17 protein-coding genes are annotated in these 14031 nt (G+C 70.6%); 11 read left to right on the top strand and 6 right to left on the bottom strand.

All coding sequences use genetic code 11. The features are described 5' to 3' along the window. Positions 1–9 precede the first annotated feature (9 nt). Both ABJD39_RS02910 and ABJD39_RS02905 read left to right on the top strand, forming a co-directional pair. Positions 10–918: a CPBP family intramembrane glutamic endopeptidase gene (locus ABJD39_RS02910; protein ID WP_348611920.1), complete on the top strand. Its 909-nt coding sequence runs from the start codon at positions 10–12 to the stop codon at positions 916–918. Between the two features lie 121 nt (positions 919–1039). Continuing rightward, complete coding sequence (locus tag ABJD39_RS02905) at positions 1040–1387, top strand: hypothetical protein (RefSeq protein ID WP_348611917.1); 348 nt, start codon at positions 1040–1042, stop codon at positions 1385–1387. 51 nt (positions 1388–1438) lie between these two features. On the opposite strand, the gene ABJD39_RS02900 is transcribed toward ABJD39_RS02905, so the two are convergent. Continuing rightward, positions 1439–1930, bottom strand: coding sequence for an MGMT family protein (locus ABJD39_RS02900; protein WP_348611914.1), 492 nt, complete (start codon positions 1928–1930; stop codon positions 1439–1441). Positions 1931–2019: 89 nt separating this feature from the next. Here ABJD39_RS02900 and trpC point away from each other — a divergent pair, with 89 nt between their 5' ends. The 5 genes from trpC (at position 2020) to ABJD39_RS02875 (ending at position 7281) form a co-directional block, all read left to right on the top strand. Next, positions 2020–2826, top strand: coding sequence for an indole-3-glycerol phosphate synthase (gene trpC / locus ABJD39_RS02895; RefSeq protein ID WP_348611912.1), 807 nt, complete (start codon positions 2020–2022; stop codon positions 2824–2826). Continuing rightward, positions 2823–4151: a tryptophan synthase subunit beta gene (gene trpB / locus ABJD39_RS02890; protein ID WP_348611909.1), complete on the top strand. Its 1329-nt coding sequence runs from the start codon at positions 2823–2825 to the stop codon at positions 4149–4151. The genes trpC and trpB overlap by 4 nt, the downstream gene beginning before the upstream one ends. A 2-nt stretch (positions 4152–4153) precedes the next feature. Continuing rightward, a complete protein-coding gene (trpA, locus tag ABJD39_RS02885) occupies positions 4154–5080 on the top strand; it encodes a tryptophan synthase subunit alpha (RefSeq protein ID WP_348611906.1) in 927 nt (308 codons plus the stop codon). 44 nt (positions 5081–5124) lie between these two features. Then, on the top strand, positions 5125–5922 hold the full coding sequence (locus tag ABJD39_RS02880) for a 2-amino-3,7-dideoxy-D-threo-hept-6-ulosonate synthase (protein WP_348611903.1): 798 nt from the start codon (positions 5125–5127) through the stop codon (positions 5920–5922). A gap of 165 nt (positions 5923–6087) precedes the next feature. Next, positions 6088–7281 (top strand): 3-dehydroquinate synthase II, encoded by a 1194-nt coding sequence (locus ABJD39_RS02875; protein ID WP_348611900.1) that lies wholly within the window; start codon positions 6088–6090, stop codon positions 7279–7281. Positions 7282–7326: 45 nt separating this feature from the next. Here ABJD39_RS02875 and ABJD39_RS02870 read toward each other — a convergent pair whose 3' ends face one another. The 3 genes from ABJD39_RS02870 to ABJD39_RS02860 form a co-directional block, all read right to left on the bottom strand. After that, entirely contained in the window at positions 7327–7719 is a 393-nt protein-coding gene (locus tag ABJD39_RS02870) for a DUF7575 domain-containing protein (RefSeq protein WP_348611897.1), read from the bottom strand. A gap of 110 nt (positions 7720–7829) precedes the next feature. Further along, positions 7830–8537, bottom strand: coding sequence for a type I 3-dehydroquinate dehydratase (locus ABJD39_RS02865; protein ID WP_348611894.1), 708 nt, complete (start codon positions 8535–8537; stop codon positions 7830–7832). 57 nt (positions 8538–8594) lie between these two features. Then, a complete protein-coding gene (locus ABJD39_RS02860; protein ID WP_348611891.1) occupies positions 8595–9593 on the bottom strand; it encodes a transcription initiation factor IIB in 999 nt (332 codons plus the stop codon). A gap of 197 nt (positions 9594–9790) precedes the next feature. Here ABJD39_RS02860 and ABJD39_RS02855 point away from each other — a divergent pair, with 197 nt between their 5' ends. Continuing rightward, positions 9791–10564, top strand: coding sequence for a helical backbone metal receptor (locus ABJD39_RS02855; RefSeq protein WP_348611888.1), 774 nt, complete (start codon positions 9791–9793; stop codon positions 10562–10564). A gap of 51 nt (positions 10565–10615) precedes the next feature. Here the strand turns inward: ABJD39_RS02855 and ABJD39_RS02850 are convergent, their stop codons facing one another. After that, the gene (locus tag ABJD39_RS02850; RefSeq protein WP_348611885.1) at positions 10616–10882 is read right to left on the bottom strand and encodes a MarR family transcriptional regulator; all 267 of its coding nucleotides are present in this window, start codon (positions 10880–10882) and stop codon (positions 10616–10618) included. A gap of 127 nt (positions 10883–11009) precedes the next feature. Between ABJD39_RS02850 and pan1 the strand changes: the two genes are divergently transcribed. The 3 genes from pan1 (at position 11010) to ABJD39_RS02835 (ending at position 13261) form a co-directional block, all read left to right on the top strand. Next, on the top strand, positions 11010–12227 hold the full coding sequence (gene pan1, locus ABJD39_RS02845) for a proteasome-activating nucleotidase Pan1 (RefSeq protein ID WP_348611882.1): 1218 nt from the start codon (positions 11010–11012) through the stop codon (positions 12225–12227). Positions 12228–12350: 123 nt separating this feature from the next. Continuing rightward, positions 12351–12860, top strand: a complete 510-nt coding sequence (locus ABJD39_RS02840) for a DUF2240 family protein (protein WP_348611879.1) — start codon at positions 12351–12353, stop codon at positions 12858–12860. Beyond that, the gene (locus ABJD39_RS02835; RefSeq protein WP_348611877.1) at positions 12860–13261 is read left to right on the top strand and encodes a hypothetical protein; all 402 of its coding nucleotides are present in this window, start codon (positions 12860–12862) and stop codon (positions 13259–13261) included. Before ABJD39_RS02840 ends, ABJD39_RS02835 begins: the two co-directional genes overlap by 1 nt. 43 nt (positions 13262–13304) lie before the next feature. Here ABJD39_RS02835 and ABJD39_RS02830 read toward each other — a convergent pair whose 3' ends face one another. After that, positions 13305–13970 (bottom strand): HAD family hydrolase, encoded by a 666-nt coding sequence (locus tag ABJD39_RS02830; protein ID WP_348611874.1) that lies wholly within the window; start codon positions 13968–13970, stop codon positions 13305–13307. Between the last annotated feature and the right edge of the window lie 61 nt (positions 13971–14031).

Below are 14031 nucleotides of genomic sequence, written 5' to 3'. Positions count from 1 at the left end.
CGACCCGACGTGACGCGCTGGACGGCGTTCGCCGGCCTGACGGGCGTCGTCCTCTTTCTGTTGCTCGGCCTCGCGCGGCTTTCGGCCGCGCAGTTCTCCTCGACTCCACAGCCCGAGCGCCGCGAGCGTGTCGGCGGCGACGGCGGCGGCGACGACGAATCCAACTGGGCTCCCGAGGACGCGACCCCCGCGGCGCCGTCGCCGTATCATCCCGCCGGCGACACGGACTCGACCCTCTCCACGCCAGAGCGCAGCCCCGTCGCCGCCGCGGAGACGCGGACGGCGATATCGCCGGGCGCGCTGCTGGCGAACGTCGCGCTCTCGCAGGGCCTGTTCGGCGCGATGCTCGTCGCCGCCGCGGTGTGGGCCGACGTGCCCGCGGCGGCGCTGGGGCTCGTCCCGGTCGCGACGGCGACGGACGTGGCGTTCGGCGTTGGACTCGGGGCGGCCCTGTGGCTCGCCAGCGAGGCGGCCGGCCGCCTCGCCGAGCGGGCCGGCGTCGAGGTGAACGAGGCCCTCCGGGGCGCGCTCGCGCCGGATACCGCCCTCGGATGGGCGGTGTTGCTCCTCGCCGTGCTTCCGATCGTCGCGCTGTTCGAGGAGTTCCTCTTTCGCGCGGCGCTGGTCGGCGCGCTCTCTGCGGGGTTCGACGCGCCGGCGTGGCTGCCGGCGACGGTCGCCGGCCTCGACCCGTGGCCATGGCTGCTCGCGGCCGGCTCCTCGGTCGCGTTCGCGCTCGGGCACGGCGCCCAGGGACGTGCCGGGATCGTCGCCACGGGCGTGCTCGGGTGCGTCCTCGCCGGAGCGTTCGTGCTCACCGAGAGCTTCGCGCTCGTCGCCGTCGCACACTACGTGGTGAACGCGCTCACGCTCGTGGTCCACGAGTTCGACCTCGCGGCCCTCGGCGACCGCCGGTAGCCCGTTGTCCAACGCTCGGCCCCTGATGTGACGACGGCGGCCACCCACGCGTCGGACGGACGGCAGACGATCGGCAGACGGCGACGCCACGCTTACCTACGTCCCGCTCCCGTCGTGCGGTATGTACGCATCGAACGGGAGAGCCGGCCTGTCGGCGGGAGCGGCGGTGTTTCTCGCCTGCGCCGCCGTCGTCGCGGGCGTCGGCGGGTGGTACCGCGGCCTGGTCCCCGTGGACATGGCGGTCGGGGCGGCGATGCTGGCGGTCGGCGTCCTCGCGAGCCAACGAACGATGTGGCTGCACAGCGCGCCCACCGAGGCCGGCGCGCTCTCGAACGCCGGGCTGTTCGCGCTCGCGGCGGGCGCGAAGATCGGCGGCGTCGAGGTCGGCGTCGCCCCCCTCGAAACAGCGGGAGAGGCGCTGTTTCTCATCGCCGCCGCCTACTTCCTTGTCCGGGCGTACGGCCGGTAACCGCCCGGTTCGTCGGCTCGGACGACTGCCCGGACGGCGGCCCAATCGCGGTCAGAACGACCTGATACCCTCGATCTCCCTGAGTCGGGCGGCCGTCGGCTCGGGCGTCGCCCCCGCGGCGTCGCGGACGCGGTGATCCGGGACGACGATCGGGAGCGGGTTCGCGCGTAGCGCCTCCCGAACGATCCGGAGGTCGGCCTCCTCCTCGTGATCGAGGCCGCCGGTCATCCTCGCGATCAGCACGAGATCGACCGACTCGCCGTACGGGACGGTTCTGACCGACTCCAGTACCGACCGCTGGTCGGTCGGGACGGTGATGGCGACCTCGACGTCGGCGAAGTCGTCCTCGGCGCCGTCGAGGTATTCGTGAATGCGATCCAACAGTGGGTGCTCGCCGTCGGCGTCCGACGGGAGCGTCTCGGGGAACGAGACGGAGATAAGTCGCCCGCTCGCGGTCCCCAGTTCTACCGCCCGATCGATCGCGTCGTACTCGCGCCCGAACACGCCGGTGTCGCCGAGCCCTACGCCCGTGTCCGCGGTCATATCTGATCGAAGGCGACGACGGCGTTTGAATCCACCTCTGCCGCGCCGACGCAACACTTTTGAACGAAAGAGCCCACCGATGTACATAGATGAACACACAAGCCGAGGACCTCGCGCCGGCGGTGCGCTCGATCCTCGAGGCCGCGGCCGAGCGGCCCGGCGGCGACGAGCGGGTGTCCGTCGACGCGCGATCGTTGCCGGCGGCGTTCGCGGCCGCCGAAGCCGACGGGCGCGTGCCGGTGATCGCCGAGGTGAAGCCGACGAGTCCGACGACCGACGGCGCGCGCCGCGACGACCCCGTCACGCTCGCGGAGGCGATGGTCGAGGGCGGCGCGGCGGCGCTGTCGGTGCTGACCGAGCCGGAGCACTTCGACGGCTCCGTCGAGAACCTCCGGCGCGTTCGCGAGGCGGTCGACGTTCCGGTCCTGCGCAAGGACTTCCTCGTCCGCGAGGACCAGCTCGACGCCGCCGAGGCCGACGTGGTGCTCCTCATCGCGCGGTTCGTCGAGGACGACCTCGCGGACCTCGTGGCGGCCGCCCGCGATCGCGGCTTCCAGCCGCTCGTCGAGGTGCACACCCGCGAGGAGCTCGCGGCGGCGCTCGCGGCGGGTGCGGACCTGATCGGCGTCAACAACCGCGACCTGGGGAAGCTGGAGGTCGACCTCTCGACGTTCGAGGCGCTCGCCCCGGAGGCGCCCGACCGCGTGACGCTGATCGCGGAGTCGGGGATCGCGACGCCCGCGGACGCGCGGCGGATGCGCGCGGCGGGCGCGGACGGCCTGCTCATCGGCTCGGCGATCATGGACGCCGAGGGCGACGACGAGGCCGGCACCGGCGGCGACGTTTCCGCCAACACCCGTCGGTTTACGGCCGCGGAGACGGAGGAGGACGTATGAGCAGCGAGGGCGAGCGGAGCGAGACCTCGGATCGAGCGGGGAGCGAAGCGACCCGCGAGAACGATCGCGACGGCGGAGAGTGGGTCTCCGCCGGCGACGGGAAGTTCGGCCGCTACGGCGGCCAGTACGTGCCAGAGGCGCTGATGCCGGCGATCGAGGAGCTGACCGACGCCTACGAGCGGTACGTCCTCAACAACGAGGACGGCTTCATGGACGAGTTCCGCCGGCGCATCCGCGAGTTCGGCGGGCGCCCCACCCCCCTCCAGCGGGCGGACCGGCTCTCCGAGCGCTACGACACCGAGGTGTACCTCAAGCGCGAGGACCTGCTCCACGGCGGCGCACACAAGCTGAACAACGCGCTCGGGCAGGTGCTGCTCGCGAAGTACATGGGCAAGAAGCGCATCATCGCCGAGACCGGCGCCGGCCAGCACGGCACCGCGACCGCGATGGCGGCGGCCCACCTCGACATGCCCTGTGAGGTGTACATGGGCGAGCGCGACATCAACCGCCAGCGCCCGAACGTCTTTCGGATGAAGATCAACGGCTCGGAGGTGACCCCCGTGACGACGGGTCGGGGGACGCTGAAGGAGGCCATCTCCGAGACGATGCGCGACTGGGCGACGAACGTCGAGGACACCCACTACGTCATCGGGAGCGTCGTCGGCCCGCACCCGTTCCCGCGGATGGTGCGCGACTTCCAGGCGCTCATCTCCGAGGAGGCGCGCGAGCAGGTGATCGACGCGACCGGCGGCCTCCCCGATTCGGTCGTCGCCTGCGCGGGCGGCGGGTCGAACACGATGGGCACCTTCCACAACTTCGTCGGCGATAGCGACGTGGACCTGTTCGCCGTCGAGGCCGGCGGATCCTCGCTCGCGGTCGACGAGGAGGAGGGCGTGGCGCCCAACTCCGCGTCGCTGTCGACGGGGAGCGAGGGCGTGCTCCACGGCGCGCGCACGAAGCTCCTGCAGGATCACGACGGCCAGATCGTCGAGAGCCACTCCGTCTCCTCGGGACTGGACTACGCCGGCGTCGGACCGGAACTCGCGCACCTCGTCGACGAGGAGCGCGTCACCCCGGTGAACGTCGACGACGACGCGGCGCTCGAAGGGTTCCACCGGCTCTCTCAGGAGGAGGGGATCATCCCCGCGCTGGAGTCGGCACACGCGCTCGCATACCTCCACGAGCACCACGGAGAACTGGGCGACATAACCGTCGTCAACGTCTCCGGACGCGGCGACAAGGACCTCGAGTCGGTGATCGAGGAGACGACCGGGCGGGACATCCCGAACGCGCCGGACATGTCGATGTTCGAGGGGGGGCTGTGACGATGGCGGACGACCTCAGTGGCGACGACCGCCGCAGCGACGACCGCGACGGTCGGGACGATAACCGCCCGGTCGCCGACGGTTCCGGTGACGCCGTCGCTGCCGCGTTCGCCCACGGGCCCGCGTTCGTCCCGTACCTCGCCGTCGGCGACCCGGACTACGAGTCGTCGCTGGCGTACGTCGAGGCGCTCGCCGAGGGCGGCGCCGACGTGATCGAACTCGGACTCCCCTTCTCCGAGCCCATCGCCGAGGGGCCGACGATCCAGAACGCGGTCGCGCGCGCGCTGGCGTCGGGGATGACGCCCACGCGGTTCTTCGAGTTCGTCGAGGAACTGGACGTGGACGTGCCGCTCGTGTGCATGACGTACTACAACCTCATCTACCAGTATGGTGGAGGGGGCGGTCCACGCGACTTCGTCGAGAAGGCGGCCTCGGTCGGCATCTCCGGGTTCGTCGTCCCCGACCTCCCGGCCGAGGAGGCCGGTCCCCTCCGGGAGGCGTGCGACGAGTTCGGCCTCCACCTGATCTCCATCGTTGCGCCGACGACCGATGAGGACCGGCTGGAGCGGCTGGTCGAGGTGTCCTCGGGGTACCTCTACGTACAGGCTCGCCTCGGGGTCACCGGCGCGTCGTCGTCGGTGTCCGATCATACGGGCGAGTCGCTCGCGCGGCTCTCGGACGTTGACCTCCCGAAGGCGGTCGGGTTCGGCATCTCCTCGGGCGAGCAGGCCGCGACGATCGTCGAGGCGGGCGCCGACGGGATCATCGTCGGCTCCGCGCTGGTGGACATCGTCGCCGAGGGCCACGAACGGGGAGAACCGACCGAGGAGACCGCGGCTCGCCTCGAAACGAAGGCGCGCGAACTCAAGCGGGGTACCGTCGACGGATACGGGCGACGGACGCCGACACCCGAAGGTACTTCCGATTGAGCCGTTCGCAAGCCATTTACGCCCGATCACGCCATACCACACCAATGGAACACGCCGGCCTCACAGCACGACTGGATCGCATCTCCACGGACGACCGAATTCTCATGGTACCGATGGACCACGGTATCACCCTCGGCGCGGTGACGGGCCTGAAGGACATCGAGGGCACCATCGACGCCGTCACGCGCGGCGGCGCCGACGCGGTGCTCACTCAGAAGGGGATCGCCCCCCGGGTCCACGCGAACCTCAACGGCGCCGGCTACGTCGTTCACCTGAACGCCTCCACCGCGGTCGGCCCCAAGAGCAACGATAAACGCCCCACGGGCACCGTGAAGGCCGCCATCCGCGCGGGCGCCGACGCCGTCTCGATGCACATCAACGTCGGCTCCGACTACGAGCCCGGACAGATGACGTTCCTCTCGGAGCTGTGTGAGGAGGCCGGCGACTACGGGATCCCCGTCCTCGCGATGGCGTACGCCCGCGGCGCCAACCTGGAGGGCGACGACCCCGAACACGACGCCGAGTACCTCGGTCACGCCGTCCGGCTGGCGGAAGAGTGCGGCGCCGACGTGGTGAAGACCGCGTACTCCGGCGACGCCGCGAGCTTCGAGCACGTCTGCGAGTCGACGCGCCTGCCGGTGATCATCGCCGGCGGGTCCCCGTCGGGCGACCTCCAGACGCTGCGGAACGTGCGCGGCGCGATGGACGCCGGCGGCGCCGGCGTCTCGATGGGGCGCACCATCTTCCAACACGAGGACCCCGAGGCGATGACCGCGGCGGTGTCGGCGGTCGTCCACGACGACGCCGACGCCGAGGACGCGCTGTCGGCGTCCGGCCTGTAGCGAGGCATCGAAGCGGCTGTTCTGTCGGTTCCCCGGAACACCCTCCGTCCTGCAGCGACACCCAGGAGCGACGCGGCGGCCGACGGGGGACACTCGGTCCACGGTTCGTCCGCCATCGTCACCGTATCCGCCAAGTTCAAGCGGCGTCCACGATAGCGACCCACAATGACACGAACGCGATCCGTCTGGATCCGCGCCGACGGCGACGTGGGCGACTGGGACACGCGACGCGAGCGAATCACCGCGGGCCTCGAGGCCGGCGTCGACTGGGTGCTCGTCGACGAGCGCGACGTGGCGAAGGTGCGTGAGCTGGGCGACGTGAACGTCGCGGCGTTCCGGTCGGACGCCGACGTCGACGTGATCGACGACGCCGAGTCCGGCGACGAGGCGGTCGCGGACGCCTACATCGTCGGCAAGAACGGCGAGGGCGACGGAACGGTCGACCTCCCCTCGGACTTCTCCGGCTCCGCGGACCTCTCGACGCTCCGCCGCGACGACAACCGCGCGCAGGGCGCGTTCGTCCGGATCTTCGACGAGGAGTACGAGGCGTTCGCCGAGGCCGCCGCCCGGGAGGCGGAGTTCGTCGTCGTCGCCAGCGAGAACTGGCAGATCATCCCGCTGGAGAACCTCATCGCCCGCATCGGCGACGACACGACGCTCGTCGCCGGCGCAACGACCGCCGAGGAGGCGCGCACCGCCTTCGAGACGCTCGAACTCGGCGCGGAGGGCGTCCTGCTGGACACTGATGACCCCGACGAGATCCGCAAAACAGTCGAGGTCCGCGACGAGGCCGACCGGGAGACGCTCGATCTCACCGTCGCGACCGTCACCGCCGTCGAGCGCACGGGCTCGGCCGACCGCGTCTGCGTCGACACCGGCACCATGATGGACCACGACGAGGGGATGCTCGTCGGGTCGATGTCGCGGGGGCTGTTCTTCGTCCACGCCGAGACCGCCGACTCGCCGTACGTCGCCTCCAGACCGTTCCGCGTCAACGCCGGCGCCGTCCACGCGTACGTCCGCACGCCCGACGGCGGCACGAAGTACCTCTCGGAGCTGCGCTCGGGCGACGAGGTGCAGGTGCTCGACACCGACGGAAAGACCCGCCAGGCCGTCGTCGGCCGGGTGAAGATCGAGAAGCGTCCCATGTTCCGCGTGCAGGCGGAAGTCGAGACGGAGTCGGGGGAGGTGGACCGCGTCGAGACGCTGATCCAGAACGCCGAGACGGTGAAGGTCGCGACGACCGCGGGGCGAAAAGCCGTCACCGACCTCGCGGAGGGCGACGAGGTGCTCGTCTACTACGAGGACGTGGCCCGCCACTTCGGCGAGGCCGTCGAGGAGTCGATCATCGAGCAGTAAGTCACCGTGCGAGCGGGCGACACCTCGCCACGCATCGCGACACGCCTACCGCTCGACGTACTGGAACTCCACCGCGCAGTACCAACAGAAGCGCAGCGACAGGTCGACGCCGCGCCCGCACCGCGGGCACGTGAGGACGCCTCGGCGGTTCTCTCTCCGGGCGAGGACGTACGCGTCGGCGGCCGACAGCGCGATGACGACACCCAGCGGGACGATGAGCGCCGCGGCGTCGACCGCCGCGGTCGGGAGTGTCGCGGTCGAGAGCCCCGCCGGCGCCAGCGGATCGCCGATCCCACCGCCGAACAGTCCCGCGAACACGAGCGCCGCTCCGGCGAACAGCGACAGCCAGGCGACACCGCGGCCCCACCGGCGCAGGTACGCGTGCCCGAGCGCGGGCACCACCGCCAGCGCCGCCGCGACGACGGGTCGTCGTTGCATGCCCCGTAGCTTCCGCTCTATCGCTATCAACCTTCGTGCGGGCCGTCAGACGGGCGTCCGCCCGACGACGGCTCCGCGTCGTCTCGGTCGCCGGCCGACCGGGTCACCGGTCACCGGAGGTCGTCGACGAGCCGCCGAAGCGTCGCGAGGTCGTACTGTCCCGGCGCGGTCGCGTCGGCGGCGTCGACCGGGGCGTAGCCGAGCCGGGAGCCGTACACCGGCGCGACCGCGCGGGTGTGGCGTCCGGCCTCGCCCATCGCCATCGTCGCCACGCGGTCGCCGCGGATCGTCGCGCGGTGGGTCGCCGCCAGCAGGTCGAGCGCCTCGCCGTTCGTCCGCGCGGTGACGGCGAGCTTCCCCACGTCGCCGGCGGCGGCGGCCGCCCGGAGAAGTCCGTCGAGCATCGCCGGCGCGGGCGTCCCGTCGAAGTCGTGGACCGACGCGACGACCGCCGCGCCGTGATCGCGGGCGTGTGCGGTCAGTTCCGCCGCGTCGATCTCGTTCGTCCCCGCCGGTCGCCCGCGGAGGGTCGCCAACTCCACGTCGACGGCGGCGACCGCCTCGTGCTCGACCGCCGCGGCGAGGGCGTCGAGTCGACCGTACGGCGCGGTCTCCCCGCCCTCCCAGTGCGGGCGGTTCGTCACGAGCAGCGGGAGATCGCCGTCGTAGGCCGCCAGCGCGTCCAGCGGGCCGTCCGCGAGGTCCATCCGGAACTCGACCAAGTCGGCGTGCTCGCGGGCGGCCGGCTCCTCGCCGAGATCGGCGGTACTCGCACACAGCGAGAACGAATCGAGGTCGATGGCGAACGCGTCGCTCATGGGTGCAGGACGGAGGCGGAACGCAAAACCGTGGGTGGTCCGGGTCGCCGGGCGGCGTTACGCCACGAGGCCGTCCTCGGCCTCGAGCAGCTCGTGGTAGCGGTTGCGGATCGTGACCTCGGAGATGTCCGCGACCTCCGAGACGGCCGCCTGCGTCGTCTTCTCGTTGGTGAGCAGCGCGGCGGCGTAAACGGCCGCGGCCGCCAGCCCCACGGGCGACTTGCCCGAGTGGACGCCCTTCTCCTTGGCGTTCCGCAGGAGCTGCTTCGCGCGCATCTCCGACTCATCGGACAGTTCCAGCGAGGAGGCGAACCGCGGGACGTACTGTTCGGGGTCGGCGGGCTTCACTTCCAGCTTCAGCTCGCGGACGACGTAGCGGTAGGTGCGCGCGACCTCGTCCTTGCCGACGCGGGAGACGTCCGCGATCTCGTCGAGGCTGCGCGGGACACCGGCCATGCGGGCGGCGGCGTACACGCAGGAGGTGGAGACGCCCTCGATGGAGCGGCCCGGGAGGAGGTCCTCGTCGAGCGCGCGGCGGTAGATGACCGAAGCGGTCTCGCGGACGTTGTCCGGGAGCCCCAGCGCCGAAGCCATGCGGTCGATCTCGCCCAGCGCCTGCTTGAGGTTGCGTTCCTTGGAGTCGCGCGTGCGGAACCGCTCGTTCCACTTGCGCAGGCGGCGCATCTTCTGGCGCTGGCGGGCGCCCAGCGAGCGGCCGTAGGCGTCCTGGTCGCGCCAGTCGATGTTGGTCGACAGCCCCTTGTCGTGCATCGTGTTCGTCGTGGGGGCGCCGACGCGGGACTTCTGGTCCTTCTCGGCGGCGTCGAACGCGCGCCACTCGGGGCCGCGGTCGACGGAGTCCTCCTCGATAACGAGGCCGCACTCCTCACAGACCGTCTCCCCGTGCTCCTCGTCGGTGATGACGTTACCCGAGCACTCGGGACAGGCGAGCTCGTCGCCCGACTGCTCCTCCTGCTCGGATTCGTGCTCGTGTTCGTGTGCTGTTCGTCGGTCGCGCCCGGCGGGTCGGCGTCGGGTGTGTGTGTTCTCGCTCATTGCGTCTGAGGGGGCGTGAGCCCGAAAGGGGATACAAAAAACCCCGGGTGACTCTGTGCCAAAAGGATGTGTGATCAGTATAAAAATCAAACGGTGTCACGACGGCAGTGCTACGCCGTCACGTGATCGTAAAACCGTACGACGGGAGGTATTTATGTGAGTGTGTCTCACGCCCTATCGATGGTGAACGTTCCGCGATGGTGACCGAGCGCGTCGTCTCGTTGGCGCCGAGTGCGACGGCGACGGTCGCGGCGCTGGATGCGACCGAGGCGCTCGTAGGGGTGACGCACGCGTGTGAGCCGTGGGACTCGGGCTCGCGGCCGCCGGTCGTCGGCGGCTGGCCGAACCCCGACCTCGATGCCGTCGAGGGGCTGGAACCGACGGTCGTGTTGACGTGCGATCCCTTGCAGCGGGAGACGGCGACCGCACTGCGGGATCGGGGGCTCGAGGTCGTTCACGCCGAGCCGACGCGGCTCGCCGACGTGTTCGCGTCTGTCGCGGACGTCGGAGCGTCGATCGGACGCGGGGACGCGGGCGAGCGGCTGGCGAGCGACCTGCGGGACCGTGTCGATCGGGTCCGGGCGGCGGTGCCTCAAGACTCGGCGGAGCGCCCGGTGGTCTACGCGGAGGAGTGGGGTGAGCCCCCGATGGCCGCCGGGAACTGGGTCCCGGACGCCGTTTCCGCCGCCGGCGGACGCTGCCCGTTCGTCCCGGCTGGCGAGCGCTCGCGGGAGGTCGACGCCGCGGCGATCGAGCGCGCGGATCCGGATCACGCGGTGCTCCACTGGTGTGGCGCGGACCGCGAACCCGAGTCCGAGCCGCTCGCCGACCGCGGGTGGGATATCGATCCCGCGGTTCACGTGATCGACGACTCGCTGTTGAACCAGCCGAGCTCGCGGCTGGTCGATGGCATCGAGATACTCGCCGAACTGCTCCACGACGTAGACGTGGCGGAGCAGTCGACGCGGTGAACGGACGAGACGACCCGTGCGCGGGCGGCCAACAGATCCAGCGGGGAGTGCCTACAAGTTCAGCGAGTAGAGCCGCTTGCGCGCGTCGGTGAAGGAGAACCGCGACTCGACGGCGTCGACCTCCTCCAGGCGAGTCAGCGCGTAGCGGACGGTCCGTGGCGGGAGCAGCGTCTCCTCGGCGAGATCGCTCTGGCTCAGCGTGTCCTCGTACTCCAGTACCTTCGCAACCAGCTTCGCGCTCGGCGGCAGGTCGCGAACGCGTTCCCAGCGGTCGATCGAGGCGTCGTCGACGACGGCCTCGGCGTCGGATGCGCTCATGCTGTCTCGATCCACGCGATACCGACTGTTAATAGTTTCTATTCGAGATATTATTCTAGAACATCCGATTCCCACGGTCCTCACCCCGACCCGAAGTCTCTTAGTACTCACCGCCCTAGTCTCGCCGATGACTGACACCGTTGACGACGTCGACCTCCCCTATGAGGACGAGGCGGCGTCGCAGCAGGAGAAGATCGAGGCCCTCCAGGAGCGCCTCGAGGTTCTCGAGGGGCAAAACGAGGAGATGCGCGACAAGCTCCTGGATGCGAACGCGGAGAACAACAAGTACCAGCAGAAGCTCGAGCGGCTTACCCACGAGAACAAGAAGCTCAAGCAGTCGCCGCTGTTCGTCGCGACGGTACAGGAACTGACCGGGGACGGCGTGGTGATCAAACAGCACGGCAACAATCAGGAGGCGCTGACCGAGGTCACCGACGAGATGCGCGAGGACCTCGATCCCGACGACCGCGTCGCCGTCAACAACTCCCTCTCCGTGGTGAAGAAGCTGGAGAAGGAGACGGACGTGCGCGCCCGCGTCATGCAGGTCGAGCATTCGCCGGAGGTCACCTACGAGGACATCGGCGGGCTCGACGAGCAGATGAACGAGGTGCGCGAGACCGTCGAGATGCCGCTGAAGAGCCCCGAGATGTTCACCGAGGTCGGGATCACTCCGCCCAGCGGTGTGCTCCTGCACGGCCCGCCGGGCACCGGCAAGACGATGCTCGCGAAGGCGGTCGCGAACCAGACCGACGCGACGTTCATCAAGATGGCCGGCTCGGAACTGGTCCACAAGTTCATCGGTGAGGGGGCGAAGCTCGTGCGCGACCTGTTCGAGGTCGCTCGCGAGAACGAGCCCGCGGTCATCTTCATCGACGAGATCGACGCCATCGCCTCCAAGCGGACGGACTCGAAGACCTCCGGCGACGCCGAGGTCCAGCGCACGATGATGCAGCTGCTCGCGGAGATGGACGGCTTCGACGAGCGCGGGGAGATCCGCATCATCGCGGCGACGAACCGCTTCGACATGCTCGACCCCGCGATCCTCCGTCCGGGCCGCTTCGACCGGCTCATCGAGGTTCCCAAGCCGGAGGCCGAGGGCCGCGAGCTCATCTTCAAGATCCACACCCGCGATATGAACGTCGCCGACGACGTTGAGTTCGCGGAGCTGGCGGAGCTCACCGAGGGCGCCTCCGGCGCGGACGTGAAGGCCGTCTGCACCGAGGCCGGCATGTTCGCGATCCGCGAGGACCGCACCGAGATCACGATGGCGGACTTCCGCAGCGCCTGGGAGAAGACCTCTCAGGCCGAGGGAACCGACGCCGACGACTCGCTCGCGTTCGCGTAATCGGGACAGTCTCCGGTTCCCACCGGGCTTGTTTCCCCGTGTTTTCGCCGCGTTCCGCTTCCCCTCACTCGCGCGAGCGTCGCGCAACGAGCGGCTTTTGGTGCAGGCGGCGAACCGACGGGTATGACGCTGGAGGCCGCCGTCGCCGCGCCGTTTCGCGGCGCGGGCACGGATCGGATGGGCGAGGGGGAGTTCGTCGTCGCGCTCTCGCTCGACCGCGACTGGTTCTCCCCCGACCAGGCGAAGCGCCTCGTCGACATCGCGACGGCGAGGGGGTTGCTCGCCGAGGACGACGGCGACCTCGTGGCGGCGTTCGACCCCGCCGAGGTACACGTCCCCGCCGACTTCGTTCCCGACGAGTCGATCCTCCGGGAACAGTCGACGTTCGAGCGGGCGCTCGACGCGATCGTCGCCGACGGGATGGAGAAGCGCGACGCCGTCGCCGCCGCGAACCGCCGACAGCGCGAGATCGGCGTGACCCTGGAGACGGCTGCGGTACTTGTCGCGCGTGAGCGCGGCGTCGACGTAGAGGCCGTCGCCGACGCGGCACGCAAGGAGTTGCTTGTCGGCGACGACTCCGGGCCCGACGGAGGAGACGCCGCCGGCGACGACGCCGCAACGGGGGGGACGTGATGGTCACCGACCGAACGACCGACGGGGTCCGTATCGCGCAACTGCTTGCCTCCGAACTCGTCGGCGACCGCGACATCCTCGCGGAGGTGGGCGTGAGCGACGCGGATACCGAGGTGGAGCCGACGACGCAGGGCGCGCTCGCGTACCGCGTCCGAGTCGATGTCGGAGAAGGGTCGGGCTTCGAGCGCCCGATCGCGGAGGTGTTCGTTCACCCGGACCGCGCGCGCGTCGAGTTCGTCGCCGCGCCCGATACCGCGGCCGAGGCCGCCGAGGACGCCGGCGTGCGCGTCCGCCCGAAGGCGGTCACGCCGCCGCGGACCGTCGTCTTCGTCGAGGACGGCGCGCAGGTGAAGCGGGTGCTGCCGGCGTTTCGTGCGGTCGTGAACGCCGACGCGGAGTAACACCGGCGACCGGACAAGCGGCGACAGCAGCGTCCTCGCCGGGTTACAACTCCCGAAGGATCCCCGGAAGCTCCGCGGCCAGTCGGTCGCGCGCGACCGTCGCGTCCGCCTCCGGCGCCGGATCGTCCCCCTCGCCGAGGACGTGGACGGTCCGCAGTCCCGCCGCGGCGGCGCCTCGTACGTCCTCGACCGGGTGATCGCCGACGAACGCCGTCTCCTCCGGGTCGCTTCCGAGCCCGTCGAGCAGCGCCGCGAACGCGCGCTCGTCGGGCTTTCCGGCCGGGAGGTCGCCGGAGATGTGGACGGTGTCGAACGCGTCCCACCAGTCGAGGTAGTCGAGCTTCGCCGACTGCGCGCGCACCGGGCCGTTGGTGAGCAGGCTGACGCGGTACGTCTCGCGCAGGTCGGCGACGAGGTCGCGAACGCCGGGCACCGGGACGAGGGCGGTCGTCACCGCCTCGCGGTAGGCGTCCGCGAGGTCGACGGGGTCCGCCTCGACGTCGTGGGGGTCGAGCAGCTCCGCGAAGACGGGGACTCTGCTGTCCGCCGTCCGGTGGTTGGCGTGGGCGTCGAGGTACGCCGCCCGGTCGACGGCGCCGGTCAACTCCGTGGCGCCGCCGGCGTCGAGCGCGTCCGCGAGCAGCCGCGTCCGTGAGCGCTCGGGGACGGCGAGCGTGTCGTCGAGGTCGAATCCGACCGCGCGTATCACGTGCGGGAGATGGACACGGGAGCGTATGAAGACAGCGACGGCGGTGGATCTGTCGACACGG

Origin of the sequence: Halobaculum rarum, from assembly GCF_040025155.1 — an archaeon.
Classification (GTDB): domain Archaea; phylum Halobacteriota; class Halobacteria; order Halobacteriales; family Haloferacaceae; genus Halobaculum; species Halobaculum rarum.
Note: the sequence above shows the minus strand (reverse complement) of the source record. Positions and strands in the feature narration are given on the sequence as shown.

What these genes read in the sequence shown, in the direction of transcription:
- ABJD39_RS02905 (WP_348611917.1), top strand. Translation starts at nt 1,040, where the DNA reads ATGTACGCATCGAACGGGAGAGCCGGCCTGTCGGCGGGAGCGGCGGTG.
- ABJD39_RS02900 (WP_348611914.1), bottom strand. Translation starts at nt 1,930, where the DNA reads ATGACCGCGGACACGGGCGTAGGGCTCGGCGACACCGGCGTGTTCGGG.
- trpC (WP_348611912.1), top strand. Translation starts at nt 2,020, where the DNA reads ATGAACACACAAGCCGAGGACCTCGCGCCGGCGGTGCGCTCGATCCTC.
- trpB (WP_348611909.1), top strand. Translation starts at nt 2,823, where the DNA reads ATGAGCAGCGAGGGCGAGCGGAGCGAGACCTCGGATCGAGCGGGGAGC.
- trpA (WP_348611906.1), top strand. Translation starts at nt 4,154, where the DNA reads ATGGCGGACGACCTCAGTGGCGACGACCGCCGCAGCGACGACCGCGAC.
- ABJD39_RS02880 (WP_348611903.1), top strand. Translation starts at nt 5,125, where the DNA reads ATGGAACACGCCGGCCTCACAGCACGACTGGATCGCATCTCCACGGAC.
- ABJD39_RS02875 (WP_348611900.1), top strand. Translation starts at nt 6,088, where the DNA reads ATGACACGAACGCGATCCGTCTGGATCCGCGCCGACGGCGACGTGGGC.
- ABJD39_RS02870 (WP_348611897.1), bottom strand. Translation starts at nt 7,719, where the DNA reads ATGCAACGACGACCCGTCGTCGCGGCGGCGCTGGCGGTGGTGCCCGCG.
- ABJD39_RS02865 (WP_348611894.1), bottom strand. Translation starts at nt 8,537, where the DNA reads ATGAGCGACGCGTTCGCCATCGACCTCGATTCGTTCTCGCTGTGTGCG.
- ABJD39_RS02860 (WP_348611891.1), bottom strand. Translation starts at nt 9,593, where the DNA reads ATGAGCGAGAACACACACACCCGACGCCGACCCGCCGGGCGCGACCGA.
- ABJD39_RS02855 (WP_348611888.1), top strand. Translation starts at nt 9,791, where the DNA reads ATGGTGACCGAGCGCGTCGTCTCGTTGGCGCCGAGTGCGACGGCGACG.
- ABJD39_RS02850 (WP_348611885.1), bottom strand. Translation starts at nt 10,882, where the DNA reads ATGAGCGCATCCGACGCCGAGGCCGTCGTCGACGACGCCTCGATCGAC.
- pan1 (WP_348611882.1), top strand. Translation starts at nt 11,010, where the DNA reads ATGACTGACACCGTTGACGACGTCGACCTCCCCTATGAGGACGAGGCG.
- ABJD39_RS02840 (WP_348611879.1), top strand. Translation starts at nt 12,351, where the DNA reads ATGACGCTGGAGGCCGCCGTCGCCGCGCCGTTTCGCGGCGCGGGCACG.
- ABJD39_RS02835 (WP_348611877.1), top strand. Translation starts at nt 12,860, where the DNA reads ATGGTCACCGACCGAACGACCGACGGGGTCCGTATCGCGCAACTGCTT.